At 72.7% G+C, this 18,694-nt stretch carries 19 protein-coding genes; 1 reads left to right on the plus strand and 18 read right to left on the minus strand.

Features of this window, described 5'->3' with window-relative positions; translation table 11 throughout:
• Positions 1-3: 3 nt before the first annotated feature.
• The 18 genes from H9X71_RS10015 to infC all read right to left on the minus strand — a co-directional run bounded on the left by H9X71_RS10015 (position 4) and on the right by infC (position 17,792).
• Entirely contained in the window at positions 4-144 is a 141-nt protein-coding gene (locus tag H9X71_RS10015) for a hypothetical protein (protein ID WP_191146957.1), read from the minus strand.
• Positions 141-1,622 (minus strand): argininosuccinate lyase, encoded by a 1,482-nt coding sequence (gene argH, locus H9X71_RS10020; RefSeq protein ID WP_191146958.1) that lies wholly within the window; start codon positions 1,620-1,622, stop codon positions 141-143. Before argH ends, H9X71_RS10015 begins: the two co-directional genes overlap by 4 nt.
• Positions 1,623-1,626: 4 nt before the next feature.
• Positions 1,627-2,874 carry an argininosuccinate synthase gene (locus H9X71_RS10025; protein ID WP_191146959.1) on the minus strand — a complete coding sequence of 416 codons (1,248 nt, stop codon included), beginning with the start codon at positions 2,872-2,874 and terminating at the stop codon, positions 1,627-1,629.
• Between the two features lie 43 nt (positions 2,875-2,917).
• Positions 2,918-3,841 carry an ornithine carbamoyltransferase gene (gene argF / locus H9X71_RS10030; RefSeq protein ID WP_191146960.1) on the minus strand — a complete coding sequence of 308 codons (924 nt, stop codon included), beginning with the start codon at positions 3,839-3,841 and terminating at the stop codon, positions 2,918-2,920.
• A 140-nt stretch (positions 3,842-3,981) separates the two neighbouring features.
• Positions 3,982-5,199: an acetylornithine transaminase gene (locus tag H9X71_RS10035; protein WP_191146961.1), complete on the minus strand. Its 1,218-nt coding sequence runs from the start codon at positions 5,197-5,199 to the stop codon at positions 3,982-3,984.
• Entirely contained in the window at positions 5,196-6,107 is a 912-nt protein-coding gene (gene argB / locus H9X71_RS10040; RefSeq protein WP_191149151.1) for an acetylglutamate kinase, read from the minus strand. Before argB ends, H9X71_RS10035 begins: the two co-directional genes overlap by 4 nt.
• 23 nt (positions 6,108-6,130) lie before the next feature.
• On the minus strand, positions 6,131-7,285 hold the full coding sequence (argJ, locus tag H9X71_RS10045; RefSeq protein ID WP_191146962.1) for a bifunctional glutamate N-acetyltransferase/amino-acid acetyltransferase ArgJ: 1,155 nt from the start codon (positions 7,283-7,285) through the stop codon (positions 6,131-6,133).
• Positions 7,282-8,331 (minus strand): N-acetyl-gamma-glutamyl-phosphate reductase, encoded by a 1,050-nt coding sequence (argC, locus tag H9X71_RS10050; protein WP_191146963.1) that lies wholly within the window; start codon positions 8,329-8,331, stop codon positions 7,282-7,284. The genes argJ and argC overlap by 4 nt, the downstream gene beginning before the upstream one ends.
• Positions 8,332-8,468: 137 nt before the next feature.
• On the minus strand, positions 8,469-11,012 hold the full coding sequence (gene pheT, locus H9X71_RS10055) for a phenylalanine--tRNA ligase subunit beta (protein ID WP_191146964.1): 2,544 nt from the start codon (positions 11,010-11,012) through the stop codon (positions 8,469-8,471).
• A gap of 2 nt (positions 11,013-11,014) precedes the next feature.
• On the minus strand, positions 11,015-12,052 hold the full coding sequence (gene pheS / locus H9X71_RS10060; RefSeq protein WP_191146965.1) for a phenylalanine--tRNA ligase subunit alpha: 1,038 nt from the start codon (positions 12,050-12,052) through the stop codon (positions 11,015-11,017).
• Positions 12,053-12,102: 50 nt separating this feature from the next.
• Positions 12,103-12,927, minus strand: coding sequence for an amino acid ABC transporter permease (locus H9X71_RS10065; protein ID WP_191146966.1), 825 nt, complete (start codon positions 12,925-12,927; stop codon positions 12,103-12,105).
• Positions 12,924-13,571: an amino acid ABC transporter permease gene (locus tag H9X71_RS10070; protein WP_160479220.1), complete on the minus strand. Its 648-nt coding sequence runs from the start codon at positions 13,569-13,571 to the stop codon at positions 12,924-12,926. Before H9X71_RS10070 ends, H9X71_RS10065 begins: the two co-directional genes overlap by 4 nt.
• A 116-nt stretch (positions 13,572-13,687) precedes the next feature.
• Entirely contained in the window at positions 13,688-14,611 is a 924-nt protein-coding gene (locus H9X71_RS10075) for a glutamate ABC transporter substrate-binding protein (protein WP_191146967.1), read from the minus strand.
• 158 nt (positions 14,612-14,769) lie between these two features.
• Positions 14,770-15,558: an amino acid ABC transporter ATP-binding protein gene (locus tag H9X71_RS10080; protein ID WP_425321397.1), complete on the minus strand. Its 789-nt coding sequence runs from the start codon at positions 15,556-15,558 to the stop codon at positions 14,770-14,772.
• Between the two features lie 151 nt (positions 15,559-15,709).
• Positions 15,710-16,510, minus strand: coding sequence for a TrmH family RNA methyltransferase (locus H9X71_RS10085; RefSeq protein ID WP_191146968.1), 801 nt, complete (start codon positions 16,508-16,510; stop codon positions 15,710-15,712).
• Between the two features lie 62 nt (positions 16,511-16,572).
• Complete coding sequence (gene rplT, locus H9X71_RS10090; RefSeq protein ID WP_012038696.1) at positions 16,573-16,965, minus strand: 50S ribosomal protein L20; 393 nt, start codon at positions 16,963-16,965, stop codon at positions 16,573-16,575.
• A gap of 46 nt (positions 16,966-17,011) precedes the next feature.
• Positions 17,012-17,206, minus strand: coding sequence for a 50S ribosomal protein L35 (rpmI, locus tag H9X71_RS10095; RefSeq protein WP_012298616.1), 195 nt, complete (start codon positions 17,204-17,206; stop codon positions 17,012-17,014).
• Positions 17,199-17,792: a translation initiation factor IF-3 gene (infC, locus tag H9X71_RS10100; RefSeq protein WP_015490649.1), complete on the minus strand. Its 594-nt coding sequence runs from the start codon at positions 17,790-17,792 to the stop codon at positions 17,199-17,201. Before infC ends, rpmI begins: the two co-directional genes overlap by 8 nt.
• 375 nt (positions 17,793-18,167) lie before the next feature.
• On the opposite strand from infC, the gene H9X71_RS10105 reads away from it, so the two are divergent.
• Positions 18,168-18,635 carry a DUF1844 domain-containing protein gene (locus tag H9X71_RS10105; protein WP_191146969.1) on the plus strand — a complete coding sequence of 156 codons (468 nt, stop codon included), beginning with the start codon at positions 18,168-18,170 and terminating at the stop codon, positions 18,633-18,635.
• Positions 18,636-18,694: the final 59 nt, after the last annotated feature.

Here is an 18,694-nt window from a genome sequence, read left to right on the forward strand (position 1 = left end):
GGATCAGATCAGCTCGCCGTTGAGGGTCGCGACGACCACCACGAACACGAGCACCGCGACGGCGACGCCGATGACGAGCGGGAGGAGCCAGCGATGGCGGGGCTCTGGGCGCTCGGGCCGACGGCCGTCCTTCGAGAGGGTCATGCCGACGCGTCCGCGGACGCCGACGCCCGGCGCTCGGCCGCGGCGTCGGCCCGTGAACGGAGGTCGGCGACGCGGCGCACCAGCTCGGCGCGCTGCTCGTCGACCCGGACCCGGGCGGTGCCGCCGACACCGTCGCGGCTCGCCACGGATCCGTCGATGACCAGCACCTCGCGGACCTCGGGGACCAGGTGCGGCGAGACGCCCCGCAGGTCGTCGTCGGAGAGGTCCTCGAGGCCCACGCCGCGGGACTCGGCGAGCTTCACGAGCTCGCCCGTGATCTCGTGCGCGTCGCGGAAGGCCACGCGGTGCTTGACGAGCCACTCCGCCACGTCGGTCGCGAGCGAGAAGCCCTGCGGCGCGAGCTCCGCCATGCGGTCGACGTCGAAGCGCAGCGTCGCGATCATGCCCGTGAACGCCGGGAGCAGGACCTCGAGGGTCTGCACCGAGTCGAACACCGGCTCCTTGTCCTCCTGCAGGTCGCGGTTGTACGCGAGCGGGAGGCCCTTGAGCGTCGCGAGGAGCCCGGCGAGGTTGCCGATGAGCCGACCCGACTTGCCGCGCGCGAGCTCGGCGATGTCGGGGTTCTTCTTCTGCGGCATGATCGACGACCCGGTCGAGTACGAGTCGCTCAGCGTGACGAACCCGAACTCCCGCGTGTTCCAGAGGATGATCTCCTCGCTCAGCCGCGACAGGTCGATGCCGACCTGGGCCAGCACGAACGCGAACTCCGCCACGACGTCGCGGGCTGCCGTGCCGTCGATCGAGTTCTCGGAGCTGCGGGCGAAGCCGAGGTCGCGGGCGACGGCACCGGCGTCGAGACCGAGGGTGCTCCCGGCCAGCGCACCGGACCCGTAGGGCGACACGTCGGCGCGCGCGTCCCAGTCGGCGAGCCGCTCGAGATCGCGGACGAGCGGCCAGCAGTGCGCGAGCAGGTGGTGCGCGAGGAGCACGGGCTGCGCGTGCTGCAGGTGCGTGCGGCCCGGCATGATCGCGCCGCCCGCCGCCTCCGCCTGCGCGGCCAGGGCGTCGACGAGCTGCACGAGCATCGCGTGGATGGCCGCCGCGTGGTCGCGCAGGTACATGCGCACGAGCGTGGCGATCTGGTCGTTGCGGCTGCGGCCCGCGCGGAGCTTGCCGCCGAGCTCGGGGCCGGCGATGTCCATGAGGCCGCGCTCGAGGGCGCCGTGCACGTCCTCGTCGGCGTCGGACGCGACGAGCGCGCCCGAGCGGACGCGCTCCTCGAGGGTGTCGAGCGCCTGCAGCATCGCCTGCCGCTCCGCGTCCGACAGGTAGCCCGCGGACGCGAGAGCACGGGCGTGCGCTCGGGACCCGGCGATGTCGTACGGCGCCAGCTGCCAGTCGAAGTGCGTCGAGCGGCTGAGCGCGACGAGCTCCGGCGACGGCCCGCCGGCGAAGCGGCCGCCCCACAGGGCGCCCGCCTCGCTCGCCCGGGAGGACGGATCCGTGCTCTCGGTCATGCGGCTACTCCGCGGCGGGCGCGGACGCGGCGTCGTCGGCGGCCAGCGCGGCCTGCTCCACCGCGAGGTCGCGGCGCGCCGAGATCTTGCTCGGCAGCGACCACAGCTCGATGAAGCCCTTGGACAGCGACTGGTCGAACGTGTCGCCGGTGTCGTAGGTGGCGAGGTCGAAGTCGTACAGGCTCGTGTCGCTGCGGCGGCCGGTGACGACCGCGCGACCGCCGCGCAGCGTCATGCGGATGTCGCCGGAGACGTGGCGCTGCGAGTCCTCGATGAACGCGTCGAGCGAGCGCTTGAGGCCGGAGAACCAGAGGCCGTCGTAGACGAGGTTCGCCCAGTCCTTCTCGACGCCGCGCTTGTAGCGGCCGAGGTCGCGCTCGATGGTGAGGCTCTCGAGCTCCTCGTGCGCCTCGATGAGCGTCATGGCGGCGGGCGCCTCGTAGACCTCGCGGCTCTTGATGCCGACCAGGCGGTCCTCGACGACGTCGATGCGGCCGATGCCGTGCGCGCCGGCCGCGGCGTTCAGCTCCTGCACGATGCGCAGCGGCGAGTAGCGGACGCCGTCGATGGCGACCGGGACGCCGGCCTCGAACGTGATGGTGACCTCGGTCGCCTCGCGCAGCACGTCGGGGTCCTGCGTGTACTCGTAGAGGTCCTCGATGGGGCCGTTCCACGGGTCCTCGAGGAAGCCGGTCTCGACCGCGCGGCCCCAGACGTTCTTGTCGATCGAGTAGGGGCTCTTCTTGCTCTGCTCGATGGGGAGGTCGTGCTCGTTCGCGTAGACGATGGCCTTGTCGCGGGTGAGGGCGAGGTCGCGGACCGGCGCGATGGAGGTCAGGTCGGGCGCGAGCGCGGCGACGGCGGCCTCGAAGCGCACCTGGTCGTTGCCCTTGCCGGTGCAGCCGTGCGCGACGCTGTTCGCGCCGAGCTCGTGCGCCACGCGGGCGAGGTGCTTCGCGATCAGCGGGCGGCTGAGGCCCGAGACCAGCGGGTAGCGCTTCTGGTAGAGCGCGTTGGCCTTGAGCGCGGGGACGATGTAGTCGTCCGCGAACTCGTCCTTCGCATCCACCACCACGGCCTCGACCGCGCCGCAGTCGAGCGCGCGCTGCCGGATGACCTCCATGTCCTCGCCGCCCTGGCCGACGTCGACGGCGAGGGCCACGACCTCCTTGCCGGTCGCGTCCTTGAGCCAGCCGATGCCGACCGAGGTGTCGAGTCCGCCGGAATATGCCAGTACCACGCGTTCGGCCATGCCGTTCTCCGTTTCCGTTGCTGAAGATGTCTGAGGTGGGGCGCTACGCCTGGCGCAGGAGCCAGACGAGCAGGGCCTTCTGGGCGTGGAGGCGGTTCTCCGCCTCGTCCCAGACCACCGATCGCGGCCCGTCGATGACCTCGGAGGCCACCTCGTACTCGCGGTCGGCGGGGAGGCAGTGCAGGAAGATCGCGTCGTCGACCGCGTGCGCCATGAGCTCGGCCGTGACCTGGTACGCGCCGAGCTCGGCGAGCCGCACGGCCTTCTCCTCCTCGCGGCCCATCGACACCCACGTGTCGGTGACGACCACGTTGGCGCCCGTGACGGCCTCGACGGGATCCGTGAGGACGCGCACCGAGCCGCCGGTGGACGCGGCGATGCGCTCGGCGTCCGCGACGACGGACTCCGACGGCACGTAGCCGGCGGGGGCGGCGATGCGGACGTGCATGCCCGCGGTCGCGCCGGCCAGCAGGTACGACTGCGCCATGTTGCAGGCGCCGTCGCCGAGGAAGGTGAGGGTCTGGCCGGCCGGGTCGCCGCGGTGCTCGCGGATGGTGAGGAGGTCGGCCAGCAGCTGGCACGGGTGGAAGTCGTCGGACAGGGCGTTGACGACCGGCACCGTCGTGCCTGCGGCCATCTCCTCGAGGCCCGCCTGGCCGTAGGTGCGCCACACGATGGCCGCGACCTGGCGCTCGAGGACGCGCGCGGTGTCGCTCGCGGTCTCCTTGCCGCCGAGCTGGCTGTTGGCGGTGCTGATGATGAGCGGGACGCCGCCGAGGTCCGCGATGCCCACCGCGAAGGAGACCCGGGTGCGGGTGGACGACTTGTCGAAGATGACGGCGACCGTCTGCGGGCCGGCGAGCGGACGCTCGGACCAGCGCTCGCGCTTCAGCTGCACCGCCAGATCGAGCACCTCGGCCTGCTCGGCCGGGCTCAGGTCGTCGTCGCGCAGGAAGTGGCGGGTCATCGCATCGCTCGCTCTCGGGGGACTCGGGATCGCTCAAGCCTAGGGGACGTGCGGGGGCGGATCCGTCGGCCGGCGGCCCCGCGCGGGGGCGGCGGCCGACCGGCGCCTGGGGAGGGAGGGGGCGCCCGCGCTCCCCCGGATCAGCGCAGGTGGGCCAGCGCGCGGCCGAACCGCTCGCGGAAGTCGCGCACCTCGTCGTCCCCCACGATGAGCGGCGGCGCGATGCGGAGGCTGCGGGCGTTCGGGGCGTTGATGATGAGGCCCTCGCCGAGCGCGGCAGCCGCGATGCGCGCGCCGTCCTCGTGGTGGAGGCCGACGCCGATGAGGAGGCCGCGACCGCGGACCTCGGCGATGAGCGGCGACCCGAGGCCGGTGATGGCGGCGCGGATCTCCTCGCCGCGACGGGCGGCGTTCTCGACCAGCCCCGCGTCCTCGATCTCGGCGAGGACCGCGTTCCCGGCTGCGGTGGCGAGCGGGTTGCCGCCGAAGGTGGAGCCGTGCTGGCCCTTCTGCAGCAGATCGGCCGCGTCGTCGAAGGCCACGAGCGCGCCTATCGGGACGCCGCCGGCGATGCCCTTGGCGATGGTCACCGCGTCCGGCCGGACGCCCTCGTGCTCGTACGCGAACCAGCGGCCCGTGCGGCCGACGCCCGTCTGGATCTCGTCGAGGATGAGGAGCGCCCCGTGCTCGCGCGTGAGCTCCCGGGCGCGGCGGAGGAAGCCGGCGGGCAGGTCGACGACGCCGGCCTCGCCCTGGATGGGCTCGAGGATGAGCGCCTGCACACGGTCGTCGATGGCGGCCTCGAGCGCCTCCATCGTGGGCGCTATGTGCTCGACGCCGCCCGGCAGCGGGAGGAAGGGCGCCTGGAGCGCGGGCTGCCCGGTGAGCGCGAGCGCGCCCATGGTGCGGCCGTGGAACGAGCCCTGCAGCGTGATGACGCGCGTGCGCCGGTCGCTGCCGTTGCGGCGGGCGAGCTTGAAGGCGGCCTCGTTCGCCTCGGCGCCGGAGTTGCCGAAGTAGACGCGGCCCGTGTCGCCCGCGCCGGTGATGCGGCGGAGGCGCTCGGCGAGCGCGATCTGCGGCGGCGTCGCGAAGTAGTTGGAGACGTGCGCGAGCGTGGAGACCTGCTCCGTGACGGCGCGGATGAGCGCCGGGTGCGCGTGCCCGAGCGAGTTCACGGCGATGCCGGCGAGGAAGTCGAGGTACTCGCGGCCGGTCGAGTCCCACACGCGGCAGCCCTCGCCGCGGACGAGCATGGCGAGCGGCGGGGGCGAGGAGCGCATCATCGCGGCCTGGAAGCGGTCGGACCACTCGCTCTCGGTCTGCGTGGTGCGCCGCTCTGGCTGGGTCGTGGTCATGCGGGCACGACCTCCGTTCCGATTCCGTTCGTGGTGAAGATCTCGAGGAGCATCGAGTGCGGGATGCGCCCGTCGATGATGGCGGCCTTGGGCACTCCCCCGTCGACGGCCTCGAGGCAGGCGGCCATCTTGGGGATCATGCCCGACTCGAGCGACGGGAGCAGCGCGCGGAGCTCGTCGGCGCGGATGTCGGAGACGAGGGATCCGCGGTCGGGCCAGTCGCGGTACAGGCCGGCGACGTCGGTGAGGATCACCAGCTTCTCGGCCCCGAGCGCCACGGCGAGCGCGGCGGCCGCGGCGTCGGCGTTGACGTTGAGCGAGACCGAGGCGTCGGACTCGTCGGGCGCGATGGAGGAGACGACCGGGATGCGGCCGGCGTCGAGCTGCGCGAGCACGGCCGTGGGATCCACCGCGACGACGTCGCCGACCAGCCCGAGGTCGACCTCCACGCCGTCGACGACCGCGCCGCGCCGGCGCCCGGTGAACAGGCCCGCGTCCTCGCCGGAGACGGCGGCCGCCAGCGGCCCGTGCGCGTTGATGCCGCGCACGACGTCGCGGCTGACCTGGCCGGTGAGCACCATGCGCACGACCTCGAGGACCTCGGGGGTCGTCACGCGGTATCCGCCGCGGAACTCGCTCTCGATGCCGAGGCGCGTGAGCATCGCGCTGATCTGCGGACCGCCGCCGTGCACGACGACGGGACGGAGCCCGGCGTAGCGGAGGTAGACGACGTCCTCCGCGAAGGTGCGCGTGAGCTCCTCGTCGACCATGGCGTTGCCGCCGAACTTGACGACCACGATGCGGTCGTGGAAGCGCTGCAGCCACGACAGCGACTCGATGAGCGTCGCCGCCTTCGACTCGGCCTGCGCCTGGTCGCGGTCGGCGGCCTCCTGCGTGATGGCGCCCACGTCCGTCCTGTCTGCGTCGCCCATCAGCTGGCGTACGCGCTGTTCTCGTGCACGTAGTCGTGCGTGAGGTCGTTGGTGAGGATGGTCGCCGTCGCGTCGCCCGCGTGCAGGTCGATGAGGACGTGCACGGCCCGCGGGTGCAGGTCGACCAGGTCGCGGCTCTCGTGCGGCTCGCCCGCCCGGCACACCTGGACCCCGTTGATGGCGACGTCGATGCCGTACGGGTCGAACGCTGCGCCGGTGGTGCCGACGGCGGCGAGCACGCGGCCCCAGTTGGGGTCGTTGCCGAAGACGGCCGCCTTGAAGAGGTTGCTGCGCGCGACGGCACGGCCGACCTCGACCGCGTCGTCGTCGTGCGCCGCGTGCACGACCTCGATGGCGATGTCGTGCGCCGCGCCCTCGGCGTCGGCCTGGAGCTGCTCGGCGAGGTCGGCGCAGACCGCGGTGAGCGCGGCCTGGAACGCGTCCGCGTCGGGCACGATGCCGGACGCGCCGCTCGCGAGGAGCGTGACCTGGTCGTTGGTCGACATGCAGCCGTCGGAGTCGAGGCGGTCGAAGGTGACGCGCGTGGCCGCGCGGAGGGACCGGTCGAGCGCGGAAGCGTCGAGATCGGCGTCCGTGGTGATGACCACGAGCATCGTGGCGAGGCCCGGCGCGAGCATGCCCGCGCCCTTGGCCATGCCGCCGACGGTCCAGCCGGCGTCCGACGCGCGGACGGACTGCTTGGGCCTGGTGTCGGTGGTCATGATGGCCCGGGCCGCGTCGTCCCCGCCGCCCTCCGCGAGCGCGACCGCGACGCGCGCGACCCCGTCCTCGAGCTTGTCGAGCGGGAGCTGCTCCCCGATGAGGCCCGTGCTGCAGACGAGCACGTCGCCGCTGGAGACGTCGAGTGCGCGGCCGACCGCCTCGGCGGTGGCGTGCGTGACCTGGAAGCCGCGGGATCCCGTGTAGCAGTTGGCGCCGCCGGAGTTGAGGACGACGGCGCTCACCCGACCGTCGCCGATGACCTGACGCGACCAGAGGATGGGGTTCGCCTGGCAGCGGTTGCTGGTGAACACCGCGGCCGCCGCCTGCGACGGCCCGGTGTTGCGGACGAGGGCGACGTCGAGCGCGCCCGTGGACTTGAGGCCGGCGGCGACCCCACCGGCGACGAAGCCGCGTGCGGCGGTGACGCTCACGGGGCCACCCCGTTCACCGGGAGGCCCATGGCCTCGGGCAGCCCGAGCGCGATGTTGGCCGACTGGATGGCCGCCCCCGCCGTGCCCTTGACCAGGTTGTCGATGGCCGTGACCGTGACGACGCGGCCCGCGGCCTCGTCGACCGCGAGGCCCACGAGCGCCGTGTTGGACCCCGTGACGTCCGAGACGTTCGGGAAGGACCCCTCGGGCAGCAGGTGCACGAACGGCTCGTCGGCGTACGCCAGCTCCCAGGCCGCGCGCACGTCGTGGGCGGAGAAGCCGGGGGCCAGGCGCGCGGTGGCCGTGGCGAGGATCCCCCGCGCCATGGGCACGAGCACGGGCGTGAACGACACGCTCACGTGCCCGCCGCCCGCGGTCTCGAGGTTCTGCCGGATCTCCGGCGTGTGCCGGTGCGTGCCGCCGACCGCGTACGCGCTCGCGGACCCGAGGATCTCGCTCGCCAGCAGGTTCGTGCGGAGCGCGCGCCCGGCGCCGGACGGCCCCACGGCCAAGACGGCGACGATGTCCTCCGGCTCGATGACGCCCGCGCGGATGCCGGGCTGGAGCCCGAGCGTGATGGCGGTGACGTTGCAGCCGGGCACCGCGATGCGCTTCACGCCGGACAGGCGCGTGCGCTGCGTCCCGCCCTCCTCCGCGTGCAGCAGCTCGGGCAGCCCGTAGGGCCAGGCGCCCGCGAACTCGCCGCCGTAGAAGGCGTCCCACGCGGCCTCGTCGACGAGGCGGTGGTCGGCCCCGCAGTCGACGACCAGCGTCGCGTCGTCGAGCTCGGCCGTGATGGCGCCCGACTTGCCGTGCGGCAGGGCGAGGAACACGACGTCGTGCCCCGCGAGCTCGGCGGCGGTCGTCTCGACGAACGTGCGGTCGGCGTACGAGGTGAGGTGCGGGTGCACCTGGCGCAGACGCTCGCCCGCGTTATGGAAGGCGGTGAGCGTCTGGACCTCGAGGCGCGGGTGGTCGGCGAGCAGGCGGAGGAGCTCCCCGCCCGCGTAGCCGCTGGCGCCCGCGACGGCGACTGTGAATGACATGCATCAAATCTAGTGCCGGTGCGGGGAGCGCTCCGGCGGGCGGCGGGCCGCCGCGGACGCGGGCGGGCGGGCCCTCCTGGGGAGGAGCCCGCCCGCTCGGACCGCCCGGCGCGGTCGTCGTGGCCGCCCGAGCCGGCCTACTCCCGCAGCGTCGCGCCGAAGCGCTCGGCCGCGAGCCGCACGGATCCGTCGCGCGCCTCGCTGGCCTCGGCCGCGGTGAGCGTGCGGTCCGGGGCGCGGAAGCGCAGCGCGAAGGTGAGCGAGCGGGTGCCCGACTCGACGCCGGGGCCGCGGTAGTCGTCGACGAGGCGCGCGGTCTCCAGCAGCTCGCCCGCGCCCTCGACCACCGTGCGGAGGATCTCCCCCGCCGGGATCTCGAGCGGCACGACCAGGCTGAGGTCCTGCGTCGCGACGGGCATCGACGTGAGCGTGCGCACCTCGACGGTGCCGCCGGCGAGCGCGATCAACCGGTCGACGTCCACCTCCGCGAGCGCGACGCGCTCGGGCAGGTCGAGCTCGGCGGCGAGGGCGGGGAGCAGCTCGCCCGCGAACCCGACGATGACGGGCCCGTCGGGCGTGACGGCCTCGACCGCGGCCGTGCGGCCCGGGTGCATGGCGCCGTGGACGCCCTGCTCGAAGCGGATCTCGACCCCCACCGCGTGCGCGAGCTGCCGGACCGCGTCGAGCGCGTCGACGAGGCCGGCCCGCTGCGCCGGGGTGCCCGGCTGCTTCGGCACGGCGTCGCCGAGGACCAGCACGCCGACGTGGCGCGGCTGCGGCGGGATGCCCGCGTCGAGCGCCCGCAGCGTGTCCGGGTCGGGGCGCGCGGCGCCGGGCGGCATCTCCGGCGACCCGTAGGCGACGCCCGCCGACGGCAGGAACACCGTGCCGGTCTCGAAGACCGCGAGGTCGGTGGATCCGCGCGACAGGTTGCGCCGCGCGATGTCGATGAGCCCCGGGAGCAGCGAGCGGCGCAGGTAGGGGAACGCGACGTCGAGCGGGTTCGCGAGCCGGACGGCCGGGGCGTCGTCGCGGTCGGCCGCGCCGAAGCGCGCGTTCTGCGCCTCGGAGGCGAACGGCGAGCCCATGACCTCGGTCAGCCCGGACGCGGCGAGCGCGATCGAGGCCTGGCGGCGGAGGCGCTGCGCGGCGGTGAGCCCGCGGCCGGGGGGCGCGACGGGCAGGACGGCGGGGATCCGGTCGTAGCCGACGATGCGGGCGACCTCCTCCACGAGGTCGGCGCGGTCGCGGAGGTCCGGGCGCCAGGTCGGCGGCGTGACGAGGAGGACGCCGTCGCGCTCCTCGAGCGCGCAGCCGACGTCGACGAGCGCGTGGCGCACCTCGTCCTCCGTGTAGTCGACGCCGACGAGCGACGCCGGGTAGCCGATCGGCAGCTCGACGGCGGCCGGCGGCGTGGTCGTGTCGAGGACCGAGCCGAGGCCCTCGGCGTGCCCGCCCGCGAGCTCCTCGAGGAGCTGCACGACGCGGGCCGCGGCGGCCGTCGCGATCGCCGGGTCGACGCCGCGCTCGAAGCGCTTGGACGCCTCACTGGGCAGCTTGTGGCGTCGGGCCGTGCGCGCGATGGAGATCGGGTCGAAGCCGGCCGCCTCGATCAGCACGCGCGTGGTGCCCGCGCCGATCTCCGTGGCCGCGCCGCCCATGACGCCCGCGAGCCCGACGGCCCCCGAGTCGTCCGCGATGACGAGGTCCTCCGCGTGGAGCGCGCGCTCGCGCCCGTCCAGCGTCACGAGCGTCTCGCCCTCCGCGGCGCGGCGGACGACGATGCCGCCCTGCAGCTCGTCGAGGTCGTACGCGTGGATCGGCTGGCCGAGCTCGAGCATGACGTAGTTGGTGATGTCCACCGCGAGCGAGATCGAGCGGACGCCCGCGAGCGTGAGCCGCGACACCATCCACGGCGGGGTGGGGCGGGACACGTCGAGGCCGGAGACCACGCGCGTGGCGAGGACGTCGGCGCCGGCGCGGCCGCGGATCGGGGCCGCATCGTCGACGCGCACGTCGACGCCCGCGACGGGCGCGTCGGCCGCGAGCAGCGCCAGCGCGTCCGCGGGGTCGGTGAACCGGGCGCCCGTGGCGTGCGCGTACTCCCGGGCGATGCCCCGGATCGAGAACGCGTACCCGCGGTCGGGCGTGACGTTGACCTCCACCGCGCGGTCGTCGAGGTGCAGGAGCGCCAGGGCGTCCGTGCCGACCTCGGGGTCGAGGCCGAGCGAGGAGAGGACGAGGATCCCGTCGTGCTCCTCCCCCAGGCCCAGCTCGCGCGACGACGCGATCATGCCGTCGGACACGTGGCCGTAGGTCTTCCGCGCGCTGATGGGGAACGGACCGGGGAGCACCGCGCCGGGCAGGCTCACCACGACCTTGTCGCCCACGACGAAGTTGTGAGCGCCGCACACGATGCCGCGCACGTCCTCGCCGCCGTCGGCCGCGCGAGCGCCCTCGGGCGCGACGCGGACGGAGCACCAGTTGATGGTCTTGCCGTTGGTCTGCGGCTCGGGGGTCGCCTCGAGCACCTGCCCCACGACGACGGGGCCGGAGATGGAGAACGCGTGCACGTCCTCCTCCTCGAGGCCCACCCTCACGAGGGAGGCGTGCACGTCCTCCGGGGTCACGCCCGCGGGGAGCTCGACGTGCTCGCCGAGCCAGCTGATCGGGATCCTCACGACTACACCACCATCCCGAACTGCGCGCCGAATCGGATGTCGCCCTCGACGATGTCGCGCATGTCGGAGAGGTCGTTGCGGAACATGAGGGTGCGCTCGGTGCCCATGCCGAACGCGAAGCCCTGGTACTCGTCGGGGTCGATGCCCGCGGAGCGCAGCACGTTCGGGTTCACCATGCCGCAGCCGCCCCACTCGATCCAGCGGGGTCCGCCCGCGGCGGCCGGGTGCCAGACGTCCATCTCGGCGCTCGGCTCGGTGAACGGGAAGTAGTTGGGGCGCAGGCGGATGCGGGCGTCCTCGCCGAACATCGATCGGGCGAAGTGCTCGAGCGTGCCGCGCAGGTGCGCCATGGTGAGGCCGCGGTCGATCGCGATGCCCTCCACCTGGCGGAACGCGGGCGTGTGGGTGGCGTCGAGCTCGTCGCTGCGGAACGTGCGGCCCTGCGCGATCGTGTAGACGGGCAGCGCGTCGGCGAGCAGCGTGCGGATCTGCACCGGCGACGTGTGCGTGCGGAGCACCAGGTGCGCGTCGGTGGGATCCACGTAGAAGGAGTCCTGCATGGCGCGCGCCGGGTGGTCGGGCGGGAAGTTCAGCGCGTCGAAGTTGAACCACTCGCTCTCGAGCTCGGGGCCCTCGTTCACCTGCCAGCCCATGCCGACGAAGATGCCGGCGATGCGCTCCTCGAGCATGGTGAGCGGGTGGCGGGCGCCCGCGCGCCAGCGGCTCGGCAGCGCGGTGACGTCGACGGCCTCGGCGACGAGGCGCGCGGCCGCCTCCTGCTCCTGGATCTCCGCCTCGCGCGCCTGGAACGCCTGCGTGACGCGGGCGCGCGACTGCCCGACGAGCTTGCCGGCGTCCTTGCGGTCGGCGGGCGGCAGGGAGCGCAGCGATCCGTTGAGCCGGGCGAGCGGCGACGCCTCGCCGATGTGGGCGGAGCGCGCCTGCGCGAGCGACGCGGAGTCGGTGGTCGCGGCGAGCGCGGCCATCGCCTGCTCCACCGCGGCGGCGACGCTCTCCTCGGAGATCTGGGGTTCGGACATGAGGCCCGAGTCTACCGATCGGGCGTGGCGCTCCCGGCCCGCGGGGACGGCTACGCGCCCTGCGACGTCCCCGCCGCGACGGTCTTCGCCACGCGCGGTCCGCGCTTGCGGGCGAGCCGCCGCGCGATGGTCGACACGGTGAGGTTCAGCACGAGGTACATGCCCACCATCACCACGAAGATCGGCAGCGAGTTGGCGCGGCTCGTGGCCTCGAGGATCAGCTCGCCCTGCTTGGTGAGGCCCACGAGGCTGACGATCGTGCCGAGCGCGGTGTCCTTGATGAGCACCACCAGCTGGGCGACGATGATCGGCAGCATCGTGCGGAACGCCTGCGGGAACTCCACCAGCAGCCGGTTCTGCAGCGGACGCAGGCCGATCGCGAGGCCCGCCTCCCGCTGCCCGCGCGGCAGGCCGAGGATCCCGGAGCGCAGCGCCTCGCCGATGATGGCGCCGTTGTAGAGCGTGAGCGCCGTGACGACCGACCAGTACGGGCCGATGGGGAAGATCAGGTAGATGAACAGCATCATCAGCAGCACGGGCATGCCGCGGAAGAACTCGAGCACGACCGTGACGGCGTAGCGCACGACCCGGTGCTCGCTCATCCGGAGGAGCGCGAGCACCATGCCGAGCAGGATCGCGAGCACGGCGGCCACCGCGGCCGACTGCAGCACGACCCACAGGCCCTGCAGGAGCAGGCCCCACACGAGCGGGTCGTTGAGCACGAGCCAGCGCTCGGCGCTGAACTGCCCCGCCTGCTGCAGCTTGACGGCAGCGAACGCGAGGACGGCCACGAGGACGACGCCCGTGACGACGGAGAGGATGCGCGACCGCCGGCGGGCGCGGGGCCCCGGGACGTCGTAGAGGACCTGGCTCATCGGGAGACCGCCACTCGCTTCTCGAGGTGGTCCGCCAGCTGGCCGAGCGGGACCGTGATGATGAGGTAGAAGAACGCGACGCCCACGAACACCCAGACGACGGCGTTCCCGTTGGCGTTCGCGACGTCGCGACCCACGTTGAACAGCTCGTAGATGAAGTACGCGCCCGCGATGGACGTGTTCTTGGTGAGCGCGATGACCACGTTGATCAGCGGCGGCACGACCGTGCGCAGCGCCTGCGGGAGGATCACGTGCCCGAGCGTCTGCGAGAACGTCAGCCCGATGCTGCGGGCGGCCTCGGCCTGCCCGACCGGCACGCTGTTGATGCCCGAGCGGATCGCCTCGGCGAAGAACGGCGCCGTGTAGAGCGTGAGCGCGAGCACCGCGGCCGTCATGAACGGCAGCGCGCCCGAGATCGACGTGATCACGACGCTGAAGAAGGTGAAGACGAGCAGCAGCGGGGTGTTCCGCAGCAGCTCGACGTAGACGGTGGAGGTGGCGCGGAGGCTCGCGACCGGCGAGATCCTCATGGCGGCGATCACGATCCCGAGCGGGAGGGCGAACAGCACCGTGGTGAGGAGGAGGCGCAGCGTGCCGCCGAACCCCCGCAGGAACACGTCGAGATTGTCGAGGATCACGTCCACGGCGCACCTCCTTGGGTGATGCCCCCGGCGGGCCGGGTGGCTGCTTGGTCCGGGTCGGGTGCCCGGACGAGGGAGGGTCCCGCGCGCGCCGTCGGCGTGCGCGGGACCCGGTGCTGCTAGTAGCGGTCGATCGCCGGGGGCTCCGGCGTGTCGATGACGGTGCCGGCCGTCGCCTCGAACAGGCGCGCCCAGGTGCCGTCGTCGTACGCCTTCTGCAGCGTGTCGTTGATGAAGGTGCGGAACGCCGCGTCGTCCTTGGCGATGCCGATGCCGTAGGGCTCCTCGGTGAAGGTCTCGCCGTCGCCGACGAGCTTGAACTCGCCCTCGTTCTGGTCGATGAAGCCCGACAGGATCACGTTGTCGGTGGTGACGGCGGACACCTGGCCGTTGCGCAGCGGGTCGAGGCACTTGCTGTACACGTCGGTGGGCACGACGACCGCGCCGAACGTGGCCTCGATGTTCGCGGCCGGGGTGGATCCGGCGACGGAGCAGACCTGCTTGCCGCGGACGTCCTCGGGGGTGTTGATCGTGGTGTCGCCCTCGAGCACCATGAGCGCCTGGCCGGCGACGTAGTACGGGCCCGCGAAGTCCACGACCTCCTTGCGCTTGTCGTTGATCGTGTAGGTCGCGACGACCGCGTCGACCGAGCCGTTCTGGATGAAGGGCTCCCGGTTCGCGGACACCGTCTCCGTGAACTGGATGTCGTCGAAGGCGATGCCGAGCTTGCTGGCGATGAGCGCGGAGATCGCGACGTCGAAGCCTGCGGGCTTGCCGTCGAGGCCCGCGAGGCCGAACAGCGGCTGGTCGTACTTGGTGCCGACCTTCATCGAGCCGGCCTCGGCGAGGCGCGCCATCGTGGTGCCCTCGTCGAACGTCGGGTCCTCGGTGAGCTCGAGCTTGTAGGGGCCGTCGCCGTTGGAGGGGGCGTCGGTGCCCGCGTCGACGGCGCCGCCGGACGAGCTGCCGGGCGCGCCGCAGCCGGTGAGGCCGACGACGACCGCGGCGGCGGCCGCGACGAGGGTGAGTTTCCTGTGCTTCATGGTTCCCGTTTCTCTGCTGGTGAGGTGGATGACGGATGCGACGGATGCGACGGATCGCGCGTGGTGCGGTGGTGCGGGTCGTGCCGGGCTCCCGGTCGCGCCTGCCTCGGCGGCGTCCGGATGCGGCGGGCGGGCTGCTCGGGCGGCCCTCCCGCGCGTCAGTGGGCGAGGATCTTGGAGAGGAAGTCCTTCGCGCGCGGGCTCCGCGGGTGGTCGAAGAACTCCGCCGGGGTGGTGTCCTCCTCGATGGCACCGTCGGCCATGAAGATCACGCGGTCGGCGGCCTTCCGGGCGAAGCCCATCTCGTGGGTGACGACCATCATCGTCATGCCGTCCTTCGCGAGGCCGACCATGACGTCGAGGACCTCGGTGATCATCTCGGGGTCGAGCGCCGAGGTGGGCTCGTCGAGGAGGATCAGCTTCGGGTCCATCGCGAGCGCCCGGGCGATGGCGACGCGCTGCTGCTGGCCGCCGGAGAGCTGGGCCGGCATCTTCTGCGCCTGGTTGGCGACGCCCACGCGGTCGAGGAGCTCCATCGCCCGCTTCTCCGCCTCGGCCTTGCCCTCCTTGCGGACCTTGATGGGCCCGAGGGTCACGTTCTCGAGCACGGTCTTGTGCGCGAAGAGGTTGAACGACTGGAACACCATGCCGACGTCGGCGCGGAGGCGCGCGAGCTCGGCGCCCTCGGACGGCAGCTCCTGCCCGTCGATCGTGATGGTGCCGTCGTCGATGGTCTCGAGCCGGTTGATCGCGCGGCAGAGCGTGGACTTGCCCGACCCGCTGGGGCCGATGACGACGACGACCTCGCCGCGGTTCACGGTGGTCGAGATGTCCTTGAGGACGTGGAGGTCCCCGAAGTGCTTGTTGACGTGGGATACGACGACCAGGGGCTCGCCGACCGCTGCTGCGGCGGGCGAGGCGGGGTCCGCCGTCGGGCTCTGCTCCATGCGAACACCATATCCATGACGGTGTTTCGTCCGCGTTTCCCCGCGGCATCGTCACCCCATCGTGACGCGCGGGCCGTCTTTCCGCCGGTCAGGGCGGTGTCCGGGCGGCGCCGAGGGCCGAGCACCCGTCAGGTGTCGGCGGATCCGCGGGTCAGGCGCGCTGCGCGAACGCCGACTCGTAGAGGCACACCGACGCGGCGGTCGCGAGGTTCATCGACTCGGCTTGCCCGTAGATCGGCACGACGACGGCGCGGTCGGCGAGGGCGAGGTGCTCGTCCTGGAGGCCGCGCGCCTCGTTGCCGAACAGCCACGCGGTGGGACCGGCCAGGCCGCCCGCGGTGCGCTCCGCGAGGAGGTCGTCGCCCTTCACGTCGGCGGCCAGCACCTGCAGGCCCGCGGCCTTCACCCGCTCGAGCACCGCGTCGAGCTCGGGCATGATCGCCACCGGCAGGTGGAAGAGCGAGCCCGTCGTGGCGCGCACGACCTTGGGGTTGTAGAGGTCGACGGAGCGCCCGGTGAGGATGACGGCGTCGGCGCCCGCGGCGTCGGCCGCCCGGATGATGGTGCCCGCGTTGCCCGGGTCGCGCACCTCCTCGAGGATCGCGATGAGCCGCGGCTCGTCCCCGAGGATCTGCTTCAGCGAGGTCGGGAACTGGCGGCACACGCCGACGACGCCCTGCGGCGTGACGGTGTCGGCCATCGACGCGATGACGTCCTCGGTGACGAACTCGACCTCGACGCCGGACTCGCGGACGGCGCGGGCGAGGTCGGGGTAGCGGTCGAGGGCGGTGGGCGTCGCGAACAGCTCCAGCACGAGGTCGGGCCGGAAGGCGAGCGCCTCGGAGACGGCCTGCGGGCCCTCGAGCAGGAAGAGCCCGGTGTCGGCGCGGGCATCCCGCTTCGCGAGCTTGGCGACGCCTCGGACGCGCGGGGATCGGGGGTTGTCGAGCATGGCCCCAACACTAACGGCGCGCCCCCTGTCGGGGACGCGCCGTCGGCGGTGGTGCGGGGGTGCTACGCGTTCGCCGCGACCTTGGGGGCCGAGGTGTTCGCGGGCAGGGCGGCCTTGGCCGTCTGCACGAGCGACGCGAAGGTCGCGGGCTCGTGCACGGCGAGCTCGGCGAGGATGCGACGGTCGACCTGGACGCCGGCGAGCGAGAGGCCCTGGATGAGGCGGTTGTACGTGAGGCCGTTCGCACGCGCGGCGGCGTTGATGCGCTGGATCCAGAGGCGGCGGAACTCGCCCTTCTTGGCACGGCGGTCGCGGTACGCGTAGACGAGGGAGTGGGTGACCTGCTCCTTGGCCTTGCGGTACAGGCGCGAGCGCTGCCCGCGGTAGCCGGCGGCGCGCTCGAGGATGACCCGACGCTTCTTGTGGGCGTTGACGGCCCTCTTGACTCTTGCCATTTCAGTTATTCCTATTCGAGTTCAGGTGTCGCGGACGACGAGGGGCCTAGCGGCCGAGGAGCTTCTTGGCGACCTTCATGTCGGCCTTGGCCAGGGGCTGGTCCTGGTTGAGTCGCGCCTTGCGCTTGGAGGACTTGACCTCGAGGTTGTGGCGCATGCCGGCCTGCTGCTTCATGATCTTGCCGCTGCCGGTGACCTTGAAACGCTTCTTGGCACCCGAGTGGGTCTTCTGCTTAGGCATTGTTCTCTTCTCTCGCTTCTCGTGCGCTCGCCTTGGTGGCGTCGCGCTTCGCGTTGGCCTCGGCCTTGGCCTCGGACTTGTTCTTGTGCGGTCCGATGACCATGACCATGTTGCGGCCGTCGATCGTGGGGGTGGACTCGACGCTGCCGAACTCGGCGACGTCCTCCGCGAACATCTTGAGCAGGCGCACGCCCTGGTCGGGACGCGACTGCTCGCGCCCGCGGAACAGGATCATGGCCTTGACCTTGTCGCCGTCCTGCAGGAAGCCCTCGGCGCGCTTGCGCTTGGTCTCGTAGTCGTGCTTGTCGATCTTCAGGCGGAAGCGCACCTCCTTGAGGATGGTGTTCGCCTGGTTGCGACGCGCTTCCTTGGCCTTCTGCGCGGCCTCGTACTTGAACTTGCCGTAGTCCATGATCTTCGCCACGGGGGGCTTGGAATTGGGCGCGACCTCGACGAGGTCGAGGTCGGCTTCCTGCGCGAGCCGGAGTGCGACGTCGATGGATACGACGCCGACCTGCTCGCCTGCTGGGCCAACGAGGCGAACCTCGGGAACTCGGATTCGATCGTTGGTACGGGGATCGCTGATGGACTGCTCCTATTCGTGTCTTCGGGTGGCCCGGCGGCTCGTGGAGCCGCTCGGATTCGAGACGAGGAGGGTTCTTCACCAGGGTGCGACGCGTTCGTCGTACTCGGCAACACGCCCGTGCCCGCGGATGCGGGGCTCCCGTCCTGCGCGATTCCCGCGGGGGAGCCGTACGGACGGGGGAGCGAAATCGACCCGGTAACCTATGGAGGCGGTCAAGCGCGGGTGGGAGATCAATCCTCTTTCGAACCGGGACTGTGACAGCCCCGGAGCCGTCGATCAGCATAGCAGACGCCGGCACCGCCCCGGAAGGGCGGGCGTCGCCCGGGTCCCGCCGCTCCGCCGCCGCCCGCACCGACCGCCAGCTTGAGGACCCCCATGACCGACTCGCCCCGCCCCGACTCCGCGCTCCCCGATCCCGCCGACGCGCACGTGCACCGCTTCGAGGAGCCCACCGGGACGGCCGATGCCGCCGCTCCCTCGTCCGCGGGCGTCGCCGACGACGACACCGCGGACTTCGTCGCCGACCAGTACGCGCGGGACATCGCCGAGGTCTCGGCCGTCGAGGTCATCACGACCACGGCCGTCCACCTCATGAGCGCCGCCGCCGTGAAGTGCGGGCTCGCCGACGACCCCGCCACGCAGACGGACCTCGCCGAGGCGCGGAAGCTGATCATCTCCCTCGCGGGTCTCGTCACCGCGGCCTCCCCGGAGCTCGGCGACCAGCACGCCCGGAGCCTGCGCGACGGCCTGCGCAGCCTGCAGCTCGCGTTCCGCGAGGCGTCCCCGTACCCCGACGCCGTGGGCAAGGGCCCGGGCGAGAAGTACACCGGGCCCGTCTCCTAGGACGCCGCCGACGCCCGGCGCCCCACTGCCCGGCGCCCCATCGCCCGGCGCTCCGCGGC

Origin of the sequence: Clavibacter zhangzhiyongii (assembly GCF_014775655.1) — a bacterium.
In the GTDB taxonomy this organism is placed as follows: Bacteria; Actinomycetota; Actinomycetes; order Actinomycetales; family Microbacteriaceae; genus Clavibacter; species Clavibacter zhangzhiyongii.

Coding starts and splice junctions, on each gene's coding strand:
- H9X71_RS10015 (WP_191146957.1), bottom strand. CDS start 144: ATGACCCTCTCGAAGGACGGCCGTCGGCCCGAGCGCCCAGAGCCCCGC.
- argH (WP_191146958.1), bottom strand. CDS start 1,622: ATGACCGAGAGCACGGATCCGTCCTCCCGGGCGAGCGAGGCGGGCGCC.
- H9X71_RS10025 (WP_191146959.1), bottom strand. CDS start 2,874: ATGGCCGAACGCGTGGTACTGGCATATTCCGGCGGACTCGACACCTCG.
- argF (WP_191146960.1), bottom strand. CDS start 3,841: ATGACCCGCCACTTCCTGCGCGACGACGACCTGAGCCCGGCCGAGCAG.
- H9X71_RS10035 (WP_191146961.1), bottom strand. CDS start 5,199: ATGACCACGACCCAGCCAGAGCGGCGCACCACGCAGACCGAGAGCGAG.
- argC (WP_191146963.1), bottom strand. CDS start 8,331: ATGTCATTCACAGTCGCCGTCGCGGGCGCCAGCGGCTACGCGGGCGGG.
- pheS (WP_191146965.1), bottom strand. CDS start 12,052: ATGTCCGAACCCCAGATCTCCGAGGAGAGCGTCGCCGCCGCGGTGGAG.
- H9X71_RS10065 (WP_191146966.1), bottom strand. CDS start 12,927: ATGAGCCAGGTCCTCTACGACGTCCCGGGGCCCCGCGCCCGCCGGCGG.
- H9X71_RS10075 (WP_191146967.1), bottom strand. CDS start 14,611: ATGAAGCACAGGAAACTCACCCTCGTCGCGGCCGCCGCCGCGGTCGTC.
- H9X71_RS10080 (WP_425321397.1), bottom strand. CDS start 15,558: ATGGAGCAGAGCCCGACGGCGGACCCCGCCTCGCCCGCCGCAGCAGCG.
- H9X71_RS10085 (WP_191146968.1), bottom strand. CDS start 16,510: ATGCTCGACAACCCCCGATCCCCGCGCGTCCGAGGCGTCGCCAAGCTC.
- rplT (WP_012038696.1), bottom strand. CDS start 16,965: ATGGCAAGAGTCAAGAGGGCCGTCAACGCCCACAAGAAGCGTCGGGTC.
- rpmI (WP_012298616.1), bottom strand. CDS start 17,206: ATGCCTAAGCAGAAGACCCACTCGGGTGCCAAGAAGCGTTTCAAGGTC.
- H9X71_RS10105 (WP_191146969.1), top strand. CDS start 18,168: ATGACCGACTCGCCCCGCCCCGACTCCGCGCTCCCCGATCCCGCCGAC.